This window comes from Moraxella sp. CTOTU48717 (genome assembly GCF_032057165.1).
GTDB lineage: Bacteria > Pseudomonadota > Gammaproteobacteria > Pseudomonadales > Moraxellaceae > Faucicola > Faucicola tetraodonis.
Genome location: NZ_DAMBBC010000020.1, coordinates 17,361 through 41,585 on the forward strand (window position 1 = coordinate 17,361; position 24,225 = coordinate 41,585).

Here is a 24,225-nt window from a genome sequence, read left to right on the forward strand (position 1 = left end):
TGGCGGTAATTGATGGGTCTAAACATTGGGGAGTACTTTATAGGGTTCAGCTGATTTTACCGTCTTTTTGCTGTAGCCATTACGGCGATTACCTGTAGGATTCTGCTGCAGATAACTGTCTATTTCAGTCGATGGTGCTGCTTTGGTTAGTTATCTCATGATTGGGCTAGTACCCATCACTGCCTGTAATGGGTTTGCCGGATTGAATCGCTTTTAAGGCTTCGTTAAAGTCAAATTTTCGCATGGTCTAATTCCTGTTTTATTTGACAATTTATGGGAAAGACACAGTTTTTTGAAAACTACTAAACCCTCATTTCATTTTACTCCTGAGAAAAGCCATTTCTGCCAGGAAAATCAGGAGCTAATTTCCTTGCGTTAGGCATTTTTAACCACAATCTCACTAATTTACGCTGTTTATCTTTCTCATCATAATCTAAAAAAGAGGTCCTAGAGTGCATCACAATATAATTATTACATAACTGTATATCACCAGGTTCCAACATCATATCGATTCTTAAATTGTCTCGGTGACTTATTTCCTCAAAAATATTAAGTGCATCTATTTGAACTCTAGATAATGGAATATTTTTTCTTTCATGACCAACCTCAATATACTGTCTTAGATACCGACATGCTAGCTTGCCTTTCCAATAACTAAATATAGGACTTAATGACGGCTCATCTTCACCAAGGTGATTATAATAGGCTGGATGATAATAGTAGGCTAGATACTCTGGATATTCTTTTAAAATTATATTATAAACTGTCGCAAAACTTACTAAACTACTTTCCCCACCTTCTTTTGCTTTTCTTATAGATAGAAGACCTACAACGTCTGACATATCAGAATGGTAGGGTAAATTAGCATTTGTTTGATAGACTCTCGTTTGTTTATTTTTTATATCCCCGACATTTTCTACATAGCCTAAGAGTTGATTTTGCATATTCTGAGTTACAGGTATGCCTAAATATAAGCCCAAAATATAATAAATATCTATAAGCTCATCTTCATTAAATCGTTTGACATCTAAGCCTTTTATTACAACAAAGCCATAGCCATTCTCAAGTTGATCCGATATTTCTTCAATAAAATTTAAAAATTTTTCATCTTTAATATGTATATCATCTTTATTAAAGTGAGGAGCTTTTTTCCCCAAATTGGTGATATGCTGAAGTGCTTCATCCAAAACTGACAATAAATAATCATCAAACTTAATTATCCAATCATTATTATGGGAAATTTCACTGCCGAACCAAGCACATTTCTCTTCTATAGTGGATGTTAATATTGTTTTCATGTGATCAACCTTTGATATTATAAGAATCCTATTAGAAAATACACAAGATTTAAATAGAAGAAGATTTTTCTACTTGAGGTGATTGATAGTTATGATATTGATGTTGAATATCAATGTAGTCAGCAATGCGTTTAGCATCATGCCATACCCCCCAAATAAAACTAGAGCCTTTACTTGATAAGTACGGCAAGCCTACAAAGTAAATGCCAGGCTCATCTGTGATACCTTTATTATGCTTAGGTGCGCCGTTTTCTTGAAATATATCAAAATTCAACCAATGATAATCAAAGCCAAAACCAGAAGCCCAAATTACACTTGTAATATTATCTTTGTCAAAATCAAGATCAGTAATTGGGTTTGAAATTGAATCTGGTATTGGTAGAAAAACCTTGGCTTCTGGTTCTTCAGGTAAATCCAATCCGTTTGCTTCGATATATTTATCCATTGCTTCGAGAGTGGCTAAATAGTTTTCTTCTGCACTGGTAACGTTATCAACCAAGTCATTGTGAAAATACACTTTATTATCTTCAAATTTATCTGTCATACCAACCAAGGTAATGCCATCATGTGCCAACTTTCTAAAGTCCACAGTTTCTCCACCATTCATACCGCTTACCGCAAAACCTTTGATGGGACGTTGTGGCGGAGTACTTTCTTGCCACGTTCCCAAAACACCTAACCACCAAACATTATCTCTCTGTCTATAACGGCGAGGTGGTCGTTCATGTGGACCCACCGATAAAAATACTTTTTTACCAGAGCTATTCAATTCTTTAGCGATTTGCACACCAGATGACCCTGAACCAATAACCAATACATTGCCTTCTGGTAGTTGTTCTGGATTTTTATATTGATCTGAATGAATCTGATACAAATCTTTCCAATTTGGTGCAATAGGTGGAATAACAGGTTTTTGAAAAGGACCTGTAGCAATGACAATATTTTTTGCTATAAAATCACCCTGTGTTGTATGGACATTAAAGCCCATATTACTAGGGATTTTTTCTACTTTTAACACTTCTATACCCGTGCGAATGGGGGCTTTAATTTTTTTGGCATAACTTTCAAAATAGTCCGCCACTTCGTTATGGGACACGAATGTTTCTGGATTATGTGGAAAATCCATATTAGGAAATTTATCGTGCCAACAAGGACCATTAGCAACTAAAGAGTCCCATCGTCTGGATCGCCAAGCTTCTGCAATTCTATTTTTTTCTAAAACAATGTGGTCAATATGTAGATTGCCCAGATGCTCACTCATTGCAATACCAGCTTGACCTGCACCAATAACGAGAGTATCCGTTTTCGTTATATTATTAGTCATGATTCGCTCCCTTCTGTAAAAAACATACAAGCAATATTTAAAAATGTCACAGTCATACACTGTGTATAAATACAAGTTGAATAATAGTTTCTTTGTCAAAAAATTGGAAATCGTATCATACGAACGATTGATTCAAGAAATTCTAATTACTAGCGATATGGAATAACCGAATCAGTACAAAGGAAAATTCAAATTGTTATCTCACACATTTAGGGCATACTAAATTTCAACAGTTTGATTACTGGTTATTACCAGTATTTCAACCATCTTTTAGTTTTTAGAACCAAGAAAAGAGGTAAATAATGAAACATACACGCATCCGCCCCTTTAATACTAAAGATACTTATCCTGAACAAAATCTCGATAATGACCTATGTCAAGCCGTTGTAGCAAAAGGTCGTACTGTATTTTTGCGTGGACAGATTGGGCAAAACCTAGACACGAGTGAAAGTGTCTGTATTGGTGATGCCAAAGGGCAAGCTGAACAGGCAATGCATAATATTCAAATGTTGCTTCAAGAGGCAGGTGGTGAGTTAGAAGATATTTGTAAAATCACGATTTATATTACTGATCCACGTTATCGTGAAGAGGTTTACCGAGTAGTTGGTAAATGGCTAAAAGGGGTATTCCCTGTTTCTACTGGCATTGTGGTATCGGCGTTGGCTAGACCAGAATGGCTTGTTGAGATTGATGCAACAGCGGTTATTCCAGACTAATATCTAAATAAGGATACTTCTATGACTTTTTCTATTGTTGCAAGATGCCCAAAAACAGGGCAATTTGGAGCATCTATTAGCTCATCATCTCCTGCTGTAGCATCACGCTGTATCCGTGCAAAAACTGGTATCGGCGTCGTGGCCAGCCAAAATATTACTGATCCAAATCTCTCGCAGGTTTTGTTAGAGATGATGCAATACAATCTTACACCGACCGACGCTGGTGCAGAGTTGGTTAAAAGTACCGATTTTATCCAATATCGCCAGCTAATGGCATTAAATGGTCAAGATGAACCCTTTGTTTTCAGTGGAGAGCATACGCTTGGCATATTTAATGCTGTTAAAGGTAAAGAAGCGGCCTGTGCTGGCAATCTCTTGGCTAATCAAGACATTCCTAAAGTTATGCTTGATACTTTTGAAAAAAGTGAAGGTAATCTAGGAAAACGTTTACTTGATAGTTTGGTTGCAGGTTACCAAGCAGGTGGCGAAGCAGGACCTGTACATTCAGCAGGACTGTTAGTGGTTGATAAGATGACATGGCCTATCATCGACCTCCGTATTGATTGGTCAGAGACGCCTATTGAAGATTTAGAACAGGCTTGGCAAATCTATGAGCCACAAATCAACGATTATGTCATGAGAGCGTTAAACCCAACAGTTTCGCCAAGCTATGGTGTACCAGGTGATTTATAACATCTGTTAAATGAGGTTAATTGTGTTAAGTCGAATAACGTTACGCCAAATGGAGTATTTTGTTGCAGTAGCCGAAAGTGGCAGTATCATTATTGCTTCTGAGAGAATTCATGTATCTTCACCTTCTATCTCTGCGGCAATTGCACACATTGAAAGTGAATTAAACGTCCAGTTATTTATTCGACAACATGCCAAAGGTTTGGTTTTGACAGACATTGGTGAACAAATAAAGCAAGCGTGCAAGGTGATTTTAAGTCAATCATCTGGACTTTACGCATTATCTGCTGATTTTTCAGGGGCAATGCGGGGCACGCTTAAGGTGGGGTGCTTTTCCGCTTTTGCACCCATGATTTATGCAGAAATTATTCATGGTTTTTCAAATTTATACAAACAAGTTAATTTGGAAACTGTGATTGATGATCATCAAGCGCTTACCCAAGATTTGATGCAGAATACCTTAGATGTGGCATTGTTATATGATTTGCATATTGATAGTAATTATATCAACTTTATGCCACTAGCAGATTTACCCCCCTATGTTTTGCTTGCAGAATCACACCCATTGGCAAAGCAACAGGCAGTAACACTCAAGGAATTGGTTGACTATCCCATGATATTGTTAGATATGCCTTACAGTAATGATTACTTCTTGTCTTTATTTCGCCATCAAAAACTACAGCCCAATGTTGTTGAAACGTCAAAACATGTTGATGTAATTCGTTCAATGGTAGGAAATAATATTGGTTATACCATTTTAAACGTTCGTCCAAAAATGGATTATTCGCCTGATGGCAAGAAGCTTGTGATGGTAAGAATTTCAGGCGATGTACGACCCATGAAAATAGGGATTGCAACACCCGTTAACGCCAATATAGGCAAGATATGTCAAGCGTTTATTAGTCGGTGTCAGGCTTTTATTTCAAATCAATATATCCCAGGGATGAGTGTTGCCTATTTTTCACAAGCGCATATCAAAAATCAGTCAATAGAAGTAGGTGACTAATGCAATATCAAACAGAATATCTTGAAGTGCTAGAAAAACTAATCGCATTTGATACAACTTCTTATAAAAGTAATTTATTACTTATTGACTATATTAAAGAGTATCTAGCAAGCTCAAACATTGAGATTACTCTAGATTTCAATGAGCAAAAAACCAAGGCTAATTTATTTGCAACCACAGGACCTAAAGATAAAGCAGGTATTTTGTTGTCAGGTCATACTGATGTAGTGCCTGTAGAAGGGCAGAATTGGCGAACTGACCCTTTTAGTATGACGATTCAAGATAATCTCGTCTTTGGTCGTGGTACAGCAGATATGAAAGGGTTTATAGCCTGTGCTTTGGTTATGTTTAAAAAAGCATCTAAGCAACAACTACAACGTCCTTTACACTTATGTTTGTCTTATGACGAAGAAATAGGTTGTGTTGGTGTCAGAAGTATTTTAACCAAATTAGAAAGTTTAATTATACCACCAATGTTTGCCATCATTGGCGAACCTACCATGATGGAGGTTGCTACTGGGCATAAAGGTAAAGCGGTATTTCAAGTATTCTGCTTTGGTAAAGAAGGGCATTCAGCCTTAGCCCCAAATTTTGATAATGCCATTCATACTGCCACACAGTTTGTGCAAAGCCTAATCGAATCTCAAGAGTATTTAGCCAATGTCGGTAGCCAAGACTTAGGGTTTGATGTTCCTTATTCCACTATTCATGTGGGGAAAATTTATGGTGGAAAAGCGTTAAATATTGTGCCAAATCTTTGTCAGCTAGATTATGAAATTCGTAATGTCACTCAAGATAGTATTGAACAGATCCAGCAACATATCTTAGAAAACTATTCAAAAAAAGCATCCATTGCAAAAATTCATGTAGAAAATATTAATCAATATCCAGGTTTAGACACGTCATGCCAAGAGGATGCAGTACAAATGGTGCAGGGCTTATTATCAACTCCGTCTAAGCCGACCAAAATATCCTTCGGCACAGAAGGTGGTCTATTTAAACAACAAATGCATTGTCCAATTATTGTGTGCGGACCAGGAACGATTGAAGTCGCTCATAAACCCAATGAACATGTTAGCATCGCCCAGCTTGAGATATGTGATGTATTTTTGCAAAAACTGTTATCCACACTGCTATAACGTGGATTTTATAAAAAGAGGAGAAAGTAATGCATTTTGATTGGGCATATACATTTGGTCTATTGAAAAATAAAGACTTTTGGCAAGCCACTTTAACAGTGATTGAACTTAGTGTATTGGTTTGGATATTAGGCATCGTCTTAGGATTTTTATTGGCACTGGGTAAAAAGTCTAAAATCAAAATCATTTCTACTTTAAGTGGCGGCTATATCTGGTTTTTTCGTAGCTTACCACTCTTGGTGTTATTGGTATTTATCTATAATATGCCACAAGTATTCCCACAAACCAGTGTTATCTTAGCTTCTTCTTTTTTGTCTGGCCTCATTGCACTAACCCTAAGTGAAGCTGCCTATATCGCAGAAATTCATCGTGGTGGACTCAACTCAGTTCACAAAGGTCAAATAGAGGCAGGTAAAGCATTGGGAATGAAGACTGCGGGAATCCAACGTTTAATTGTTGTACCCCAGGCATTACGTATCTCACTGCCTACCTTAAGCAATGAATTTGTTACGATTGTTAAATTGACGTCGCTAGTATCAGTCATATCACTGACCGAGATCCTACTCGTTGGACAACGTCTCTACACTCAAAACTTCCTAGTTCTAGAGACCATGTTAGCCGTGGCATTCTTTTACGTGCTTATCGTGACAGTGTTTGGTTGGCTCATTGGTAAATTCGAAAAATTCATTGATATCACCCATAAGAACCCACCTTTATTAAAAGAAGATGAAATACCTATCCCCACCACCAATAAATCTCTAGCTAATTATGAATTCTTAAACAATGAAAGAATTGGTGATTATGCTTTAGAAGCTATTGATATTCATAAATCCTATGGTGATCATAAAGTTCTAAAAGGTATTGATTTGAATGTTAAGTGGGGTGAAGTTATTTCGGTTATTGGGCCATCGGGTTCTGGTAAAACGACATTTATCCGCACGCTAAATGGTTTGGAAAGTTTGAACAAAGGCACAGTCAATTTAATGGGTAAGCCATTCTTGAAAGACCAAACATTAACAGAAAACTCATCAGCATATAAAGAACAAATTATTCATGTTGGCATGGTGTTCCAAAGTTTTAATTTATTTCCTCATAAGACTGTCTTGGAAAATGTGATGCTAGCCCCTGAATATCATGGCATGAATGATAAAGGAATTAACCAGCTTACCGCTATCGCTATGCTAGACAAAGTCGGTATGAAACTTCATGCTAATAAATACCCACATCAATTATCTGGTGGCCAACAACAGCGTGTGGCGATTGCTAGAGCTTTGGCGATGCAACCTTCCATTATTTTGTTTGATGAACCAACTTCAGCGTTAGACCCAGAACTTGTCAATGAGGTTTTAAAAGTTATGGAACAGCTAGCAAAAGAGGGCTTAACGATGATTATTGTAACGCATGAAATGAATTTTGCTTTCAAAATTTCTGACAGGGTGATTTTTATGGAAGGAGGCCATATTGTTGAACAGGGCTCACCTGCTGAGCTAGAACATAGCCGAAATGAGCGATTTAAACAATTTATTAGAAAACATTGATTCGCATTAAGGTATGAATCTTAGTTTTTAATACTAAGATTCATACAGATAAGGAAACTAAATGTCACAAACAATTAATATCGCTTTTGCAGAAGCCCACTCTCTCATCCGCACGCTAAGTTTTGATAAACAAACGTTACCTTGCTCTATTAGTTTTAACCAATTTAACCATCTCTCGCAATCTGAGTTTGAATCGGATGTCGAAAACCAACAGATTATAATTCTTAATGACCTCTGTATAACACCACAAGTTTTATCCAACAACCCTAAACTTCAATTAGTCGCTTTATGCTCAACAGGCTACGATAAACAACCCATTCAACTGCTTCAATCCAAAGGCATTCATCTATGCAATGTCAGAGAATATGCATCTCATAGCTTAGCAGAACACGCCTTTATGCTAATGATAAATTTAATTAGAAATTTTAGTGGCTACGATGAAGCAGTAAAGAGTGGCAAATGGTCTAAATGTGATAATTTTTGTTATTTAGAAACGCCAATTTATGAGTTGTATCAAAAGACCTTGGTAATTATTGGTAGTGGCACAAGTGGCAAGGCACTGGCCAATAAGGCTAAGGCATTTGGTATAAATGTGATATTTAGTGAACGTAAAAATGCGATACATTGTCGAGAAGGTTATATACCTTTTTTGCAAGCTATTCAGCTAGCAGATATTATTTCATTACACTGTGAGTTAAATGGAGATACTTATCACTTGATTGATGAAGAAACGTTATTAATGCTACAAAAGCATGCCTTGTTAATTAATATTGCCAGAGGTGGACTGGTTGATGAAAATGCTGTCATCCATGCACTATTAACAGGTGATCTAGGAGGCTATGCTGCGGATGTCTTAACTCAAGAACCACCTGCGATAAATCATCCCATGATAACTACTAGATTACCCAACTTACTTATAACTCCCCATGTCGCTTGGGCAAGCCAAGAAGCACAACATCGTTTAGTCATCGAAATTGAAGAAAATATTTGTGCTTACTTACAAGGCTGCCCGAAAAACTTGGTCTGCTAAATGTTGAAATATTAACTGTGTTTAAGTTATTTAGCGAATTCAGGCTCTTGTATCAGCAATTGTTTTTTAGCATCTTCGAAATGGGCTTCGCTGAAATCTTCAATTGACTCCCAATCTTTAGCTGTTTTCTCAGCTGTTTTTTCAGCCAAAATATTCAAGGGCTGGTTAGTTGAATAGGCTGTTGCCAAAATTTGGCAAGCACGTTCAATGGTATACATATCATCAAAGGCAACGCCAATGCTGTGAGAACCAATTAAAACACCATGATTCCCCATCATTAACCGAGTATGTTGACCCAATAAATTTGCTAACCGCTCACCCTCTGCCAAAGAGTCTGCCATACCTTGATAGCACATATCATACGATACTCGATTAAAGTAACGTGCAGTATTTTGATCAATCGGTTTAATAGTTGGGTCTTTTAGCGTCGATATCGCTGTTGCATAGATGGGATGAAGATGCAACACACATTTGATATCAGGACGTAGCTTATGTATCCGACCATGAATTGCCCACGCCGTTGGGTCGATTTTTTCCATTAACTCTTCACTTGGATCGTCGGCGTCTAAAAGAATCAAATCACTAGCTTTGATGGTAGAAAAATGTTGCCATTTTGGGTTGATTAAGAATTTTTTGCCATCAGCAGACACAGAGGCACTAAAATGATTAGCCACTGCTTCATGCATATTGAGTCTAGCAAACCAACGAAAACAGGCAGCAAGATTGATGCGGGATTGTTGCTCATCAATTAACAAGGTATTGTTTAATGAATTCATACGTTTACTCCTATCAAGATTTAGATAAAGGAATTATTACTATAGCGAATAAACTAGGAATAAATGACGATAATTAAATAGGATTTACAGTAGCAGTGAATCATTTTTTCAAAATTGCTTACAGCTCAGTTTTTTTGTATAACTATCATCATGGTCATTACTTATAGCTAATAATCAAATCATAGCATGCGTTAGCGAATACGTTACCCACGAATATGAAAACTTAATTTAATATGTTTTCACTATATCATTTTATTAAAGGAGACAGTTTGTCATGAAAATAACAGCGATGAAAAATTTTTCTGGTAGAAAATTATTGGCAATATGTTTAGTTAGTACATCATTAATAGGTTGTAGCAAATCTGCGGAGCAAACAAAAACTGACAATAGTGCAGCAAATAGCTCTGAGTCATCTACCACTGTATCTGTTACACAAGCAAATGGTGCAAATGAAGTCACAATGATAGTGGGTAGTGATATTACCTTTCCACCGTTTGAATATATGGAAAATAATCAACCTAAAGGTTTTGATATTGATATCATGGATGCGATTCTAGCTGAGAATGGTGCAAAACCAAATTATATAGATACTCGCTTTTCGAATCTAATTCCAGGTCTAGATGGTAAAAAGTTTGATGCGATTATTTCTGGTTTATATATTACGCCTGAAAGACTGCAAAAAGTCGATATGATCCCTTACTTTAAAACATATGAAGCGCTATTAGTAAGGACAGAGGGGGATTTCAAACCGAAGACACGTGATGAGCTGTGTGGCAAATCGGTGGCTACCCAAAAAGGTGCCATTTACCCATTGCAAATTCAACAGTTTTCCAAAGAGAGCTGTGAGTCCAAAGGAAAACCTGCCATTACTATCAAAGAATTCGAAACGTCACCGCAAGCTATACAGGCGTTATTATCTAGTGCAGTTGATGCCCAGTATGACGATGTAGGGGTTGCCAAAGAAGCGGTCAAAAAACTCAATAATCGAGTGATGATTTCAAGTACAGATAAGTTCATTCCGATTCTTGGTGGCATCGCTGTCAGAAAAGGTGATACTGAGACTTACAATAAAATTAATGAAGGTTTGTCCAAAATTAAAGCGTCGGGTAAATATGATCAATTAATGAAACAATATGATTTGGTTGCCCCAACTGATGAGGAAAGCAAAGCGGCGACTAGTAAATCCTAATTTTTTTTGTAGTGGTTTGAAAAGTATGTTATTTAAAAACTTATAATATCAATTGACCTCTGAAAGCTTTGATTTACTAACTTTTAGCATATTCATGTTTTAGTCAGCATACTTTTCAAGCCACTACCTTCTTATTTAATAGAAACACTGTATTTAATCGATACGTACTAGCTACCTTCATAAGAATGGCGAACCACTCCGCTTGGTCAGCCAAGAGCGTTAAGCGCTTGATTTAGGGCATCTAAAACCAGCTGATTATCGATACGGGTTGATACTTTGCAACCGACGATACTCGTTTAAACACGTTGATTACAAAGGCGTTATAGATCCAACCTGTTTTGATATTGATTATTGCAAATATAACTGAAGATAGCGTTACAAACTTTTTGAGCTGTCTGGCATTTCCTTTTTGTTCTGCCATGCTTTCCCAATATTCTGACCTTGTTAAGGCGTACAACGGCTCACACCTTTTAAGTCAAAACTGGTTCAATGGAATGCTCAAATATTTTATCCCATTGGCATGGGCATTGGGTAATTCGCCTGCATTGATATTGACCTGTACTGATGGCAAAATCAGCCTTGGCATCGGCAAATCTTTGTCCCGAGTTTCTCGCATTTGTATAAATTCGGCTTTACTGGTACCGTGCTTGACGTGAATATTGCGTTGTTTTTCATCAGCTACGGTGGTGGTTGGGGTATGTTGTCGACCATTTTTGGGCGGATAATCATGGCACAGATACAGCAAGGTATCGTCGGGTAGCGACAATAATCTCTGAATCGAATCGTACAAATCTGAGCTGCTACCATTGGGGAAATCGCACCGAGCCGTCCCCACATCAGGGGCAAATAAGGTATCGCCAACAAACACTGCCTTGCGTTGCCCATCGTCAACCCAATATACCATATCAGCTGGCGTATGCCCTGGCATGTGCATGGCTGTGATGATCAGACTTCCCAAGCTGAGCGTTGAGCCTTCCTCGGTCAAGATATCAAACTGGCTGGCATCGGTTTTAAACTGACTACTCAAGTCATAAATCGACTTGAAGGTTTTTTGTACGCTGTCGATGGATTTACCAATCACGATTTGTCCGCCAAGCTTGGCTTTGAGATATGGGGCAGAGGATAAATGGTCGGCATGGGCATGGGTTTCGATGATATATACCAACGTCAAGGCCTGCTGCTCGATGAAGGCAATCAAGTTATTGGCATTTTCGTGGCTGATTCTGCCTGCACTTGGGTCAAAGTCTAGCACAGGATCGATAATGGCACATTGTTGTGTGGTTTCATCGACCAATACATGGGTAAAGGTTTCTGTGGTAGTGTCCAAAAATGAGTGAATTTGCATCATCTTGTTTACTCCCAGTTTGCGGTTACGGCTTAGCTTGCCGGTGCTTGGTTTAAGATTTTCCAACGGTAATTAAATTGTCTTGGAGTCATGCCAAGCATGGCGGCGGCTTGAGTTTTGTTGCCCCGACATCGCACCAGCACGGCGTTCAGTTCATCCAGATTGTGCGACATCGCCTGCATATAAGGGCGAATCTCATAGTCTGTATCAAAGGTCATCGGTACTTTGGTTTTTTTTGATTTACTGTTTTTGTCATCTTTAACAGGCGAATACGCTTCGACTTCAATCGTAAGGTTTTCTTCGTGTTGCTGTGCCAAGCGTTTTTCCACCGTCATCGCATCGACAATCGTGCCATGCGACAGCAATACCAAGCGTTCAAGCATATTTTGTAATTGGCGGATATTACCAGGCCAATTATACTGTTGTAGTGCTTGAATCGCTTCGGCAGTCAAGTTGACGCTGCGACGATTTTGTTGATTGATACGTTTTAAGAAAAACGCTACCAATTCAGGAATATCGCTACGTCGTTCTCGCAGGGCAGGCAACATAATCGGAATCACATATAGTCGGTAATACAAATCTTGGCGAAAATCGCCATGTTGCACCGCTTCCGCAAGGTTTTTGTGGGTGGCGGTGACTATACGCACGTCAATTTTGATTTCTTTGCGACCACCAAGACGAGTAATCGTGCCTTCTTGCAAAGTGCGTAAAATCTTACTTTGCACAGGCAAGGTAAGCTCGCCAATTTCATCCAAAAAGATAGTGCCACCGTCCGCCTGCTGAAACAGTCCTACCCGTTCACTGGTCGCTCCTGTGAACGCCCCCTTTTCATGCCCAAACAATTCACTTTCAAACAAACTCTCAGGGATTGCCGCACAGTTGACCTTGATAAAGGGTTTGTTCACCCTTGGGCTTGCGGTGTGCAATGCCCGAGCAAATAGCTCTTTACCTGTACCTGATTCACCAAGTAACAGTACGTTGGCGTTGCTGTCGGATACTTGCTCAAGCTCTCGAATGGCTTTGAGTAAGGCAGGCGATGAGCCGATAATACCGTAGGTGCGAGTGTTGCTTTGCAAGGCTTTTTTTAACGCTTCGTTATGGTTGATAAGGTTTTGCGTGGTGGCGTCATTGATGGTCTGCCAATGGAGCAACTGACTGCACAAGGTCGCCAAGGTGTTAAGCAACGCCATGTCACGGTACAAAGTGCGTTCACTCATGCGTAACCGATGGCATGCTAACACGCCAAAAGTGTGATTATTGGATTTAAGCGGTAATGCGATAAATGACACTTTCTCTTGCGGTAACTGTGTTCGGCTAACCGCCCGTCCCAAAAAGATATTGTCCGAGTGGATATCTTGCACCATGAGGGCATGACTATTGCTGTATACCGCCCCTGTGATACCTTCGTGCGAGTAGTATTGCCCTAGGGCTACTTGCTCGGCGGTCAAGCCATAGCTGTAATGAATACGCAGCAGTCCATCAGTGTCCGCCAACACAATCCGCCCACGATTAAGCCCAATCAGCTCGCTCATCAGGTGCAGCATGGTATTAATCGCCGCATCGGGTTTGCCGTCTTTGCCGATTTGCTTCATGGTTTCTTGCAACAAAAGCATTTCAATGGCTTGCCAGTTGCTGTCGTTCGCCGTTTTTTTCATGGTGTGTTATCGGTGTGGTGCCAGTTTGGTATGAGTACGCTATTAGTGATTTCTTACACAAAAGCTTTGTCAAAAAATTTGGGATAAAAACTGCCCTTTTTTTACCATAGCAATGTCATGGCGAGTATGTCAATGATTTTTAGCCATAAATTTTGACACAACAAATTAACAAATTTGACAAAGTGAACAATATAACTAGACAAATTGTCTGATTTGTCAATTTTTTTGTTAGCATTAATAAAAAAAATAATAAAAACAATAATTTATAAATTTGGCACGGCCCTTGCTATAGCTTATGGGCAACCCAAGTTGTATTAAAAAAATTTATCATAAGGAGTAGAACCATGTCAGATGTTACTTACTTACGCCCAATCGACGCAGAAGGTCTTGAAAAATTCGCTGCCGCAGGTCGTGAAAACCCAGAACGCAGAGGTACCAACAAAGTACATACTGTATCGGTTGGTAAATTCCGCACTATCAGCTACTTAACCAATCCTGACCCATGTCACCCAGGCGTGGTTGTTGATGAGCCTTACCATTTGTTTGGTGAGAACACTGCTCCTGCTCCAGGTGAAGTGGTGCTTAGTGCGTTGGGTGGCTGTTTGACGGTCGGTATCACTGCCGTTGCCACACACCGTAAAGTCAAACTAAGCAAACTTGAAGTTTACCTAGAAGCGGATATCGGTAATACAGCGGCATGGGGTGCAGGCGGAGCTGAGCGTAAACCTGAGCAGATGGGCTTTCAGGCGATTCGTGTCAAAGTTGATATTGAAGGCGATGCCGACAAAGCAACATTAGAAGAAATCGTAAAACATGCCAACTATTTCTCACCTGTTGCCAACACCATGCGTAACCCAGTTGCGGATTTCAGTATCTCAACTATATAAGCTGTTAGTCATAAGGTTAATCTGTTAAAACAAAGCTTTGGCAGATTAACTGATAAAGATTGATTCAAATTTAGCCAGTTTATCCTGTTTTAATTGGGTTTAGCCCAATTGTATAAGTACCAAAAGGAAAACCACAAATGACAACCCTAGATGATGCTTTTTTAAAAAACTCACCTGCCATGTTTGAGCCCGCAGTGTTTGAACCTAAGTGGTCAGATAGCGACAAGGTACTGGCAGATGTGGCATATATTTCCCAAACGATGTTAGCCCCCAAAGCCTACGAGATTGATAAGGGCTATTATCCTGTTGCTGAAATGGCACAACTTGGGGCGGCAGGGGCGTTTGCAGCACATATGTCATCGCAAGGCTCACGCTTTGATGTGGCGATAGATGCGATGCGATCCATCAGCCGTGCGTGTGGCACGACAGGTTTTATGACGTGGGCTCAGGATACTTGCGGTCTTTACTTGGACTTGTCCAATAACAAGTCAGCCAGTCAGCAAGCGGTACTCAAAACCCATATGTCTGGTGAAACGCTGGGCGGCACTGCGTTATCTAACCCGATGAAAGCATGGACAGATATTGAGCCTATGGCATTGAAAGCCAAAAAAGTTGCGGGTGGTTATATCATCTCGGGGAGCTTGCCTTGGGTGAGTAATATCGGACGTGGTCAATACTGCGGTGCCGTCGCCAGCATCCAAGACAGTAGCACGCCTTACGATATTTTATTTTTATTACGCTTGGATGAGCGGGTTGAGCTACGTCAATGTCCTACGTTTAGTGGCATGGAAGGCAGCGGTACTTACGGGATTGGTTTAAATGAGTATTTTGTACCCAATGATGACATCATCGCTGACCCTGCCAAACCGTTTATTCTAAAAATACGCCCTGTATTTATCCTAATGCAAATGGGTATGGGACTTGGCGTGATTGATGGCTGTATTGACGATATTTTGAGCGTGGAAAATCAATTAGGGCATGTCAATCAGTTTTTACAAGACCAAGCAGGCGGACTGCAAACCTTGGTCGATGGAGCTACCAAACACACCTTAAAGCTTGCACAAACACCATTTGAAACCAGTCAAGATTATTTGCTTGATGTGATTAATTTGCGTATTAACGCGGCCAAATACTGCCTACGAGCCAGTGAGGCTGCCTTGATGCACACAGGAGCAAGAGGGTATTTGGCTTCTGCAGCCCCACAACGTCGTGTCCGTGAGGCTCAGTTTGTCGCTATTGTGACCCCTGCAATTAAGCACCTACGCTATCTTGCCCAACAATTGATGACTGAGGAGATGCCCGCATGAACCCCGACATAAACAACGAGATAAAAGCAACAGTCGCTAATGATGATAATTGGCAAAAATATATATGCCTTGCTTGTGGTCTGATTTATGACGAAAAAGAAGGTGACCCCGACAGCGGAATTGAACCGTTTACCAAATTTGACGACATTCCAGACGACTGGGTGTGTCCGCTATGTGGTGTGGGCAAAGGCGATTTTGAATTGTATGTGCCACGCACGGTCAATATCGTGGCACAACCACAGACTCTTGCCATCGACAACCATTATGGCGTGGTGATTCTGGGTGGAGGTATGGCAGGGTGGGCAGTTGCCGAAGCGGTACGTAGTCTAGATACCAGTATGCCTGTGTTAATGATTAGTTCGTGTGATGCCAATCGCTACCACAAACCTGAATTGTCGATTGCTATTAGTAAAGGAATGACTACCGAAAAAATCATCAAAACCACAGGCGGCCAAGCCGCCGCCGAGCTGAATATTACCTTGCTTGCCAAAGCTTTTGCTCTCAATATTGACAGCCAAGCTAAAGAAATCCACACCACTCGTGGCGTGTTTAGCTATGACAAACTGGTGTTTGCCACAGGAGCATCACCATTTGTGCCAGAGGTTTTGCCAGCCAGCTATTGTTGGCGGATTAACCATTTAAATGGTTTTAGCGGTTTACAACAGACGCTTGCCGATAAACCCCAAGCAGTGTTAATTGTTGGAGCGGGAATGATAGGCACTGAGCTTGCCGAAGACGTGGCACGAGCAGGGCATCAAGTGACTTTGGTGGATAGAACCGCTTATCCATTACAAGGCATATTACCGCCGATTGCCGCTAAATTGGTGGCACAGTGTCTCGCAGAGCAAGGCATTCGCTATCTTGCCGAACACAGCGTGACAGGGCTGAGTAAAATTGACAATGGCTACACTCTATCGAGTCGTGATAGCCAAGGCCTCGAGTACCAAACCGCTACCGACCAAGTCATCGTCTCGGCAGGATTGACTGTTGATAGCCGTTTGCCACAGAGAGCAGGCTTAGACTTTAGCCCCCGCACAGGTATCAAGGTTAATTCTACCAATTTGCAAACTAGCAATGAGCATATCTATGCGTTAGGTGATTGTGTGGATATTGATGGTAGCCCTTGCCGTTTTATTGCTCCGATTCATGCCCAAGCTCGCACCATTGCCGCCCAAGTGACGGGGCAAGCCTACGAACCATATCAGCACACCAACCCTGTGATTCGTCTCAAAACCAAAGGCATTTCGGTGATGATATCGGGCAGCCCTAACCGAGAGCAAGATTGGTCGATTGCTGACCAAGATGACAGCCAACTGGTCATGCAACAAGTCCACAATGGTGACACCCAAGCCGAGATTGTTATCAAATACGCAAAATCGGCTTAGCTAATATAAATAGTTTTAGCAACTGGCATTGTAAAGGAAAATTTATGTTAAAAAATCTATTCCGCCCATATGATGATAAACAAGTGCTAGGTTGCAGTTGTGGTAAACACGCCAATGAGAGCGAATGCCAACGCAGCCACCAATGGCTACTCGATGCTAATCGAGCCACCGATGCTGAACTGGTCGGAGCAGATTTTATTGAAGCAGCGGCAGTCAAAGCCTTGTTTCCCCACGACGCCAAACGCCGAGCATTTTTAAAAGCCGTTGGTCAAAGCACAGCAATGGCAGCCATCGCCACCGTATTGCCAATTGGGGCATTGCAGTCGATGGCAGCCGAAACCAAAACCGTGGGCAATATCGAGAAGAAAAATCTCAAGCTCGGCTTTATTCCCATTACCTGTGCCACGCCGTTGATTATGGCTGACCCGATGGGATTCTATGCTGAGCAAGGTTTAAAGGTGAATTTAACCAAAGTGGCAGGTTGGGCATTGGTGCGTGACCGTATGCTCAATCATGAGCTGGACGCCAGTCATTTTCTTGCCCCTATGCCGTTTACGATTACCATGGGCAAAGGTTCAGCACAGCAAAACATGAAGCTGGCGGCACTGCAAAACATCAATGGCCAAGCTTTGACCATGTCAATGAAGCACATCAACAACCGTGATCCCAAAAACTGGAAAGGTATGGTGTTTGCGATACCGTTTGTGCATTCGATGCACAATTATTTGCTGCGTTATTTTTTAGCAGAGCATGGCATTAACCCTGACACTGACGTGCAGCTACGGGTGACATCACCGCCTGAAATGGTCGCCAACTTATTGGCAGGCAATATTGATGGCTTTTTTGGTCCTGAGCCGTTTAACCAACGTGCGATTTATGAAAAAGCAGGTTACATCCATACCTTATCCAAGGACATCTGGGACGGTCATCCCTGCTGTGCATTTGGGACATCCGAAGCCTTTATTCAGCAAAATCCCAATACTTTTTTGGCATTGTATCGAGCAATTTTAAAATCGACCGTCGAAGCCAATAAAGGTGAAAATCGCCAACAGATTGCCAAAGTTATTTCGACAGCTGGCTACCTGAATCAGCCTGAAATCGTGGTACGCCAAGTGCTGACAGGGCATTTTGCCGATGGAGATGGGCATATCCTAAACGTGCCAAATCGCACAGGTTATGACGCCATGCCATGGTACTCGATGGGGGTGTGGATGCTCACTCAAATGCGACGCTGGGGCTATATCAATTCACATATTAATTACCAAGACTTGACCGAAAAAGTGATGATGCTCACCGATGCCAAAAAGCAAATGGCACAGTTGGGACTCGATTATCTTCATCACGATGATTATCAAGGCTTTAGTGTCATGGGCAAGCCGTTTGACCCAAGACAGCCAGAGCAATATGTCAATCAATTTACCATTAAAAAGTTGGTGTGAGGGTTGGCGATTTACGCCATTCAACAGGGGATTTTATTGCTGTTATTTCTAAATTTTAATTATACCATTCATGTCTATAGGGGGTCAAAATGAAGAAACCTATGTCGCCACACGCACCACTAATTGTGTCGATTGCCGTTGCTATGCTGATTGTTGTGGTGTGGTTTTTGGGGTCAGCAAAACCCAAGCAAGTGCCAAATTATGCCACACCTGAGCAAAAAGAATACGCTATTTTGGTCGGCGATTTGTCCGAAGATGGCAAAATTATTCCTGATAAGCCATCGGATTTTCCGACCCCTGCCAAGTTTGCCAAGTTGGTGTGGACGCAGTTATCTGACCCATTTTATGACAAAGGTCCAAATAATAAAGGCATTGGGCTACAACTGGGCTATTCATTGGGGCGGGTGCTAGCAGGGTACTTGCTTGCAGTGTTGGTAGCGTTGCCGTTGGGTTATTTGATTGGTATTTCGCCCTTATTGTCCAAAGTATTAACCCCTTATATCCAGCTATTAAAGCCGATTTCGCCCTTGGCGTGGATGCCGATTGCGTTATATACCATTAAAGATTCCAATTTATCGGCGATTTTTGTAATTTTTATCTGCTCTTTGTGGCCAATGTTGATGAATACTGCCTTTGGTATCAGTAACGTGCGTAAAGAATGGATAAATGTCGCCGCCACGTTAGAAGTCAAACAGATGCGAAAAGCCTTTCAAATTATGCTACCTGCCGCTGCTCCTGCGATTATCACAGGGATGCGAATTTCAATGGGAATTGCATGGTTGGTGATTGTGGCTGCCGAAATGTTGGTGGGTGGCACAGGGATTGGCTATTATTTATGGAATCAATGGAATAACTTGTCATTGGGTAATGTGATTTTTGCGGTACTTATCATTGGCGTGGTGGGTATGCTACTGGATATGGCGTTTGTTCGCTTACAAAAAGCCGTGAGTTATGTGGAGTAAGGAGAATAGAATGAAAAATACTGTTTCAACGGCTACTTCAGCCAAAGTCACACAACGCCCATTGATTGAAGTGCGAAACTTAGCCAAACGCTACACCCCAGCTCATCCAAACGTGTTTGAAGGCATTAACTTTAACATTGATCAAAATGAATTTGTTTGCGTGATTGGGCATTCTGGTTGTGGTAAATCTACCATCTTGAACATCTTGGCAGGGCTAGAAAATTCCACCAACGGCACGATTGTTATGAGTGGAAAAGAAGTCACAGGACCAAGCCTTGATAGAGGTGTGGTGTTCCAAGGTCACGCCTTGTTGCCGTGGCTCACGGTGCGAGGAAATATCTTGTTTGCGTTACGATCGCGTTATCCCAATATGAAAAAGAAAGAGCTCGATCAAAAAGTTGAGCATTATATCGGCTTGGTCGGACTACAACCTGCGTTAAATAAAAAACCTTCTGAACTATCAGGCGGTATGAAGCAGCGGGTTGGTATTGCTCGGGCGTTTTCGGTTGCTCCCAAAATGCTGTTTATGGATGAGCCGTTTGGAGCATTGGACGCTTTAACTCGAGGTAAAATCCAAGACGAACTGGTAAAAATCGTCAATGAAACCCAGCAAACCGTGTATATGATTACCCATGATATTGACGAAGCGATTTTACTGGCTGACCGCATCTTTTTGATGAGCAATGGACCGCAAGCCACCATTGCTGAGATTGTGATGAATACCATCCCTAAACCTCGTAGCCGTGAAAGCATGCACCACGACCCGCAATTTTATCGCCTGCGTAATCATTTGCTGGACTTTTTGGTACATCGCTCCAAGCAAATGCAAGCCGAAGGCTACCATCTGCCAGAGCCTGTAGTGGTATATCCAGGGCTGGAAGCCAGTGAAGATGATGCGCTAATTACTAAACAGTTGTAATTTAAGCGTTTCTTATAAAAACCTGCTGATTTGGCAGGTTTTTTTATGGTTTTAAATGACAAAATTAACAACATTGACAAAGATAACATTTTGTTGGATTTGTTATACATCAGATATTGTTATTTATAAAAATATTTTTTAAATCAATCACTTAAAAATTTGGCATAGACTTTGCTATATAAACAATAACACTGTAAGAAATTAAAACTTACTTTTTTGCAGGGACATTTTAATTTGTTTTATAGCCAACTAAATTCATTTTAAGACAAGGGAAGTGAGCGAAGATATTACAAGTAGTCCATCAAGCAAGCTTGACTCTGCATTGAACCGAATTTGAAAGGCTAGATTTATCACAACACCCACCAAGGAGATTACCATGATTAAAAGTCGTATTGAAGTTACTGAAAAAATCGTTGCTACCAAAGTTGTCAAACAATTGACATGGGAAGGCATTGCTAAAGAAGTGGGCTTGAGCAAAGAGTGGGTGACCGCGGGCTGCTTGGGTCAAATGCAGTTTAACGACGAACAAGCCAAAATTCTTGCCAAAATCTTTGACCTGACCGAAGACGAAACCAAATGGCTCAAAGTCGTACCTTACAAAGGTAGCCTACCAACATCAGTACCGACTGACCCATTGGTTTATCGCTTATACGAAGTGATTAGCGTGTACGGTTTGACCATGAAAGAGTTGATTCACGAAGAGTTTGGCGACGGTATCATGAGTGCGATTGATTTTTCAATGGATATCCAACGTGAGAACAACCCAGCGGGCGACCGTGTGAATATCGCTTTATCAGGTAAATTCTTACCTTACAAATCTTACTAATTGTTTGCTCCACCTCAAGGCTCAAGCCGTCTGGTTTGACCTTGCTATCTTAAACTTCTTTTCATCCGATTTTCATAAGGGGTACGCCATGCAATTAACTGACATCATCATCTCACCGACTGATTTAGACGTTTTAACCAAACAAACCAAAACCGTGATTATCGATACTCGAGATGCAGACAGCTATCAGACAGGGCATATTCCCAATGCCGTGAATTTGCGAGAAATTTTCACTTTTTTGGCGACGTCCGATGAACAAGGTATTCGTGATATGAAAGACACCTTCAAACAAAAATTGGGCGAAGCAGGTATTTGTGGTGAAGAAACGGTTATTTTCTACGAAGATGCGTTAAACAATGGTTTTGGTCAGTCTTGTCGTGGTTATTTTTTATTACATTGGCTTGGCTACCCAAATATCAAAGTATTAAACGGTGGTTATCAAGGTTATGTCGCTGCAGGCTTACCTGTTTCTACCGAAAATACCGTCCCAACGCCCGCCCAGTTTCCAGACAATTTGACCGAAAATGAGGTCATGGCAGATTATAAACAAGTGCTAACTGCGGTAAAAGACGATACTGTTTTACTCGATGTGCGTGATGTGGTGGAATGGATTGGTGAAAGCTCAAGCCCTTATGGTGTCGATTTTGCACCACGTAAGGGCAGAATCCCGACTTCTCGTTGGATAGAGTGGTATCGTTTTATGAAACCATCCGCACAAGGGGCGGTTATGAAAACTCCAAGCGAAGTAAAAGCCGAATGTGACTCGGTGGGTATCAGTAAAGACGATGAAATCATCATCTATTGCTTTAAAGGTGCGAGAGCATCGAATACCTTTTTGGCACTTAAACAAGCAGGCTATGACAAGTTAAAAATTTATTTTGGCTCTTGGAATGAATGGTCTCGCATCGATGAATTACCGATTGAAGACGGTGTGAACAGCGATACTCGCTTATCCGCTTGATGCTTTGTGAGTTAATTATTTACTAATCCCTTGACTGTTTTTGATAACAGCCTATCAAAAACAGTCAAAGTGTAAATACTCCAACTTAAAACAACATTAAAGTATTTACAAAAGGCAATTACACAAAATTATCTACACGCTCAAACTGTGAGCGTCATTTAAATTCGAGCCTTCAATTTACCAATCTTGCTTTCATCGCTTTCGTTAAACCTCTCTTCATTTAAAGTAGAGGTATTTAATTTTGTTCGGTTAATTATTAATAATTTTTTTAAAAAATTTAAATAAAAATAAGACGAAATTGACGTTTTTTTATCAAAAATATCGAGAGAGTGGGGGTTAAAAAACACGCAATATTGCGTGACCAAACTGCAAGATAATTTTCTTAATTGTCATTAAATCACATTAATGTTATTCTTGAACGCTTAGTTAAACCCACTCGTATCAAAGCTTTGAGTATTAAAGTACATTAATATCAAATAGGGTAGATTGGTCTAGCGACTTTGACATGGTGGGGGTCGTCTGTTCGAGTCAGATTATGCCTACCATATTCCAAAAGCCCCAGTCGATTGATTGGGGTTTTTTTATTGCAGTGATATCAAGGGTTTACGTGGTTTTTCGAGAATTGAAATTTTGACCACTTTTGTGATTTTGGGCACAGAAAAATCGCTTAAAAATCTTGTGTGCCCATTTTGTGCCCAAATTGTGCCTTGGTTAATTTTTGAGCAAGTAGGTTTTGACCCCCACTCAAATTTAAAAGAGATGAAACTGAATTTTTTTTGATTTTCATTGCTTATTTTAAATAGCCTTCATGTCCTAAAAAAAATCCTTTTAAAGTATCCCTATCAAAACTATAAACATGAGCAAGTGGCGATTCACTAGTCACTATCCACTTTCATTGTCATCAATGTAGGTTGTTAATTTAAGATGAGGCGTAACTACCAAATTTCTCCATTAAAAAATCAATGAGAAGCTGTATTTTTTTAGCTTTAACAGGTGTCGGCAAATAGTATAAATAATTGGCAGGAAAGGTTATCCAATGTTCTTCAAGTACGGGTACCAGCGCTGAATTAGTTGCTAAAGGTTCAAAGATTCGCCCTATGCCCAGTCCTTGCAAAGTGGCATCTAATACTTGTTCAGAGTCATTAAAAATTAGCGTGTTTTCAATGGGTTGTAATTTATTTTCCCCATTTATCTGCAAAAATAAGGGCTCGATTCGATTACTACTCATAAAACGAAAGCCAATCATCCGATGATGTTGTAAATCATCTAAGGTCTTTGGTATGCCGTATTTGCTTGCATAGTCTAAAGAAATATACAGCCCTTGCCGAAACGCAGGATAAATGGGCTTAGCCACCACGTTGTCAGTCAAGTTATTACCAAATCTTACCCCCAAATCAAACCCTGCTTCTATCAAATCCACACTAGCATTATTAATAGAAAATTCCAAAATTATCTTTGGATAACGCGCACAAAATTCTGCATAAAAAGGTTTAAATATCAGTTCGAAATGTAGCTGTGATAAAGTGATTCGTACAAGACCACTTGGTTGTTGATACTGATCGCCAATATGCTGCCAAGTGTTTTGTAACCTAGAAATCGGTTCTCGGGTTTGGCTATAAAGTTGTTCGCCAGCGTCGGTTAATTGTAGTTTACGTGTTGTGCGAACGAATAAGGCAATACCAACATTACGCTCTAATGTCTTAAGCGCCTTGCTTACCGATGGTACCGTGATACCTAGCTTTTTAGCCGCATTGGTAATCGATTTTTCTTGAACAATACTATAGTTAAAACTGTAATATAATAAGCATTTTAAACCAATACCACCATGCCCAA

General features: G+C 40.4%; 21 protein-coding genes and 1 pseudogene. 16 read left to right on the top strand and 6 right to left on the bottom strand.

The window, feature by feature from the left end; translation table 11 throughout:
- Positions 1-320: 320 nt before the first annotated feature.
- Both RT084_RS10580 and RT084_RS10585 read right to left on the bottom strand, forming a co-directional pair.
- Entirely contained in the window at positions 321-1,298 is a 978-nt protein-coding gene (locus tag RT084_RS10580; protein ID WP_313099895.1) for a TauD/TfdA family dioxygenase, read from the bottom strand.
- 49 nt (positions 1,299-1,347) lie between these two features.
- Positions 1,348-2,622: a flavin-containing monooxygenase gene (locus tag RT084_RS10585; protein ID WP_313099897.1), complete on the bottom strand. Its 1,275-nt coding sequence runs from the start codon at positions 2,620-2,622 to the stop codon at positions 1,348-1,350.
- Between the two features lie 302 nt (positions 2,623-2,924).
- Between RT084_RS10585 and RT084_RS10590 the strand changes: the two genes are divergently transcribed.
- The 7 genes and pseudogenes from RT084_RS10590 (at position 2,925) to RT084_RS10615 (ending at position 8,741) form a co-directional block, all read left to right on the top strand.
- Positions 2,925-3,338 (top strand): RidA family protein, encoded by a 414-nt coding sequence (locus tag RT084_RS10590; protein ID WP_160001182.1) that lies wholly within the window; start codon positions 2,925-2,927, stop codon positions 3,336-3,338.
- Positions 3,339-3,359: 21 nt separating this feature from the next.
- A complete protein-coding gene (locus tag RT084_RS10595; protein ID WP_160001183.1) occupies positions 3,360-4,031 on the top strand; it encodes a DUF1028 domain-containing protein in 672 nt (223 codons plus the stop codon).
- A 49-nt stretch (positions 4,032-4,080) separates the two neighbouring features.
- On the top strand, positions 4,081-5,034 hold the full coding sequence (locus RT084_RS10600) for a LysR family transcriptional regulator (RefSeq protein ID WP_267460937.1): 954 nt from the start codon (positions 4,081-4,083) through the stop codon (positions 5,032-5,034).
- Complete coding sequence (gene argE, locus RT084_RS10605; protein ID WP_313099906.1) at positions 5,034-6,173, top strand: acetylornithine deacetylase; 1,140 nt, start codon at positions 5,034-5,036, stop codon at positions 6,171-6,173. The genes RT084_RS10600 and argE overlap by 1 nt, the downstream gene beginning before the upstream one ends.
- A gap of 29 nt (positions 6,174-6,202) precedes the next feature.
- Positions 6,203-6,847 (top strand): annotated as a pseudogene (locus tag RT084_RS12460) (amino acid ABC transporter permease); the annotation flags it as partial.
- 117 nt (positions 6,848-6,964) lie between these two features.
- The gene (locus RT084_RS12465; protein ID WP_472796095.1) at positions 6,965-7,711 is read left to right on the top strand and encodes an amino acid ABC transporter ATP-binding protein; all 747 of its coding nucleotides are present in this window, start codon (positions 6,965-6,967) and stop codon (positions 7,709-7,711) included.
- A gap of 61 nt (positions 7,712-7,772) precedes the next feature.
- Positions 7,773-8,741, top strand: coding sequence for an NAD(P)-dependent oxidoreductase (locus tag RT084_RS10615; RefSeq protein WP_313099912.1), 969 nt, complete (start codon positions 7,773-7,775; stop codon positions 8,739-8,741).
- 26 nt (positions 8,742-8,767) lie between these two features.
- Here the strand turns inward: RT084_RS10615 and RT084_RS10620 are convergent, their stop codons facing one another.
- Complete coding sequence (locus RT084_RS10620) at positions 8,768-9,517, bottom strand: class II aldolase and adducin N-terminal domain-containing protein (RefSeq protein ID WP_160001188.1); 750 nt, start codon at positions 9,515-9,517, stop codon at positions 8,768-8,770.
- Between the two features lie 274 nt (positions 9,518-9,791).
- Here RT084_RS10620 and RT084_RS10625 point away from each other — a divergent pair, with 274 nt between their 5' ends.
- Positions 9,792-10,706 (top strand): ABC transporter substrate-binding protein, encoded by a 915-nt coding sequence (locus RT084_RS10625; RefSeq protein WP_313099916.1) that lies wholly within the window; start codon positions 9,792-9,794, stop codon positions 10,704-10,706.
- A 475-nt stretch (positions 10,707-11,181) separates the two neighbouring features.
- Here RT084_RS10625 and RT084_RS10630 read toward each other — a convergent pair whose 3' ends face one another.
- On the bottom strand, positions 11,182-12,054 hold the full coding sequence (locus RT084_RS10630) for an MBL fold metallo-hydrolase (protein WP_472776864.1): 873 nt from the start codon (positions 12,052-12,054) through the stop codon (positions 11,182-11,184).
- A gap of 29 nt (positions 12,055-12,083) precedes the next feature.
- Positions 12,084-13,706 (bottom strand): sigma 54-interacting transcriptional regulator, encoded by a 1,623-nt coding sequence (locus RT084_RS10635; RefSeq protein ID WP_313099919.1) that lies wholly within the window; start codon positions 13,704-13,706, stop codon positions 12,084-12,086.
- Positions 13,707-14,050: 344 nt separating this feature from the next.
- Here RT084_RS10635 and RT084_RS10640 point away from each other — a divergent pair, with 344 nt between their 5' ends.
- From RT084_RS10640 to RT084_RS10675, 8 genes are all read left to right on the top strand, one after another.
- A complete protein-coding gene (locus RT084_RS10640; RefSeq protein WP_313099922.1) occupies positions 14,051-14,593 on the top strand; it encodes an OsmC family protein in 543 nt (180 codons plus the stop codon).
- A 137-nt stretch (positions 14,594-14,730) separates the two neighbouring features.
- Positions 14,731-15,900 carry an acyl-CoA dehydrogenase family protein gene (locus tag RT084_RS10645; protein WP_313099925.1) on the top strand — a complete coding sequence of 390 codons (1,170 nt, stop codon included), beginning with the start codon at positions 14,731-14,733 and terminating at the stop codon, positions 15,898-15,900.
- Complete coding sequence (locus RT084_RS10650; protein WP_313099928.1) at positions 15,897-17,285, top strand: FAD-dependent oxidoreductase; 1,389 nt, start codon at positions 15,897-15,899, stop codon at positions 17,283-17,285. The genes RT084_RS10645 and RT084_RS10650 overlap by 4 nt, the downstream gene beginning before the upstream one ends.
- A gap of 44 nt (positions 17,286-17,329) precedes the next feature.
- Positions 17,330-18,724 (top strand): CmpA/NrtA family ABC transporter substrate-binding protein, encoded by a 1,395-nt coding sequence (locus RT084_RS10655; protein WP_313099930.1) that lies wholly within the window; start codon positions 17,330-17,332, stop codon positions 18,722-18,724.
- A gap of 89 nt (positions 18,725-18,813) precedes the next feature.
- Positions 18,814-19,686: an ABC transporter permease gene (locus RT084_RS10660; RefSeq protein ID WP_313099932.1), complete on the top strand. Its 873-nt coding sequence runs from the start codon at positions 18,814-18,816 to the stop codon at positions 19,684-19,686.
- A gap of 10 nt (positions 19,687-19,696) precedes the next feature.
- A complete protein-coding gene (locus RT084_RS10665; RefSeq protein WP_313099935.1) occupies positions 19,697-20,605 on the top strand; it encodes an ABC transporter ATP-binding protein in 909 nt (302 codons plus the stop codon).
- A gap of 376 nt (positions 20,606-20,981) precedes the next feature.
- Positions 20,982-21,431 (top strand): cyanase, encoded by a 450-nt coding sequence (gene cynS / locus RT084_RS10670; protein WP_204155523.1) that lies wholly within the window; start codon positions 20,982-20,984, stop codon positions 21,429-21,431.
- Between the two features lie 88 nt (positions 21,432-21,519).
- Entirely contained in the window at positions 21,520-22,392 is an 873-nt protein-coding gene (locus tag RT084_RS10675; protein WP_313099938.1) for a sulfurtransferase, read from the top strand.
- Between the two features lie 919 nt (positions 22,393-23,311).
- On the opposite strand, the gene RT084_RS10680 is transcribed toward RT084_RS10675, so the two are convergent.
- Positions 23,312-24,225: LysR family transcriptional regulator (locus RT084_RS10680; protein WP_313099940.1), on the bottom strand; the 914-nt coding region annotated here is incomplete at its 5' end.

Coding starts and splice junctions, on each gene's coding strand:
- RT084_RS10675 (WP_313099938.1), top strand. CDS start 21,520: ATGCAATTAACTGACATCATCATCTCACCGACTGATTTAGACGTTTTA.
- RT084_RS10665 (WP_313099935.1), top strand. CDS start 19,697: ATGAAAAATACTGTTTCAACGGCTACTTCAGCCAAAGTCACACAACGC.
- RT084_RS10630 (WP_472776864.1), bottom strand. CDS start 12,054: ATGATGCAAATTCACTCATTTTTGGACACTACCACAGAAACCTTTACC.
- RT084_RS10660 (WP_313099932.1), top strand. CDS start 18,814: ATGAAGAAACCTATGTCGCCACACGCACCACTAATTGTGTCGATTGCC.
- RT084_RS10595 (WP_160001183.1), top strand. CDS start 3,360: ATGACTTTTTCTATTGTTGCAAGATGCCCAAAAACAGGGCAATTTGGA.
- RT084_RS10585 (WP_313099897.1), bottom strand. CDS start 2,622: ATGACTAATAATATAACGAAAACGGATACTCTCGTTATTGGTGCAGGT.
- cynS (WP_204155523.1), top strand. CDS start 20,982: ATGATTAAAAGTCGTATTGAAGTTACTGAAAAAATCGTTGCTACCAAA.
- RT084_RS10600 (WP_267460937.1), top strand. CDS start 4,081: ATGGAGTATTTTGTTGCAGTAGCCGAAAGTGGCAGTATCATTATTGCT.
- argE (WP_313099906.1), top strand. CDS start 5,034: ATGCAATATCAAACAGAATATCTTGAAGTGCTAGAAAAACTAATCGCA.
- RT084_RS10655 (WP_313099930.1), top strand. CDS start 17,330: ATGTTAAAAAATCTATTCCGCCCATATGATGATAAACAAGTGCTAGGT.
- RT084_RS10635 (WP_313099919.1), bottom strand. CDS start 13,706: ATGAAAAAAACGGCGAACGACAGCAACTGGCAAGCCATTGAAATGCTT.
- RT084_RS10650 (WP_313099928.1), top strand. CDS start 15,897: ATGAACCCCGACATAAACAACGAGATAAAAGCAACAGTCGCTAATGAT.
- RT084_RS10590 (WP_160001182.1), top strand. CDS start 2,925: ATGAAACATACACGCATCCGCCCCTTTAATACTAAAGATACTTATCCT.
- RT084_RS10620 (WP_160001188.1), bottom strand. CDS start 9,517: ATGAATTCATTAAACAATACCTTGTTAATTGATGAGCAACAATCCCGC.
- RT084_RS10615 (WP_313099912.1), top strand. CDS start 7,773: ATGTCACAAACAATTAATATCGCTTTTGCAGAAGCCCACTCTCTCATC.
- RT084_RS10580 (WP_313099895.1), bottom strand. CDS start 1,298: ATGAAAACAATATTAACATCCACTATAGAAGAGAAATGTGCTTGGTTC.
- RT084_RS10625 (WP_313099916.1), top strand. CDS start 9,792: ATGAAAATAACAGCGATGAAAAATTTTTCTGGTAGAAAATTATTGGCA.
- RT084_RS10640 (WP_313099922.1), top strand. CDS start 14,051: ATGTCAGATGTTACTTACTTACGCCCAATCGACGCAGAAGGTCTTGAA.
- RT084_RS10645 (WP_313099925.1), top strand. CDS start 14,731: ATGACAACCCTAGATGATGCTTTTTTAAAAAACTCACCTGCCATGTTT.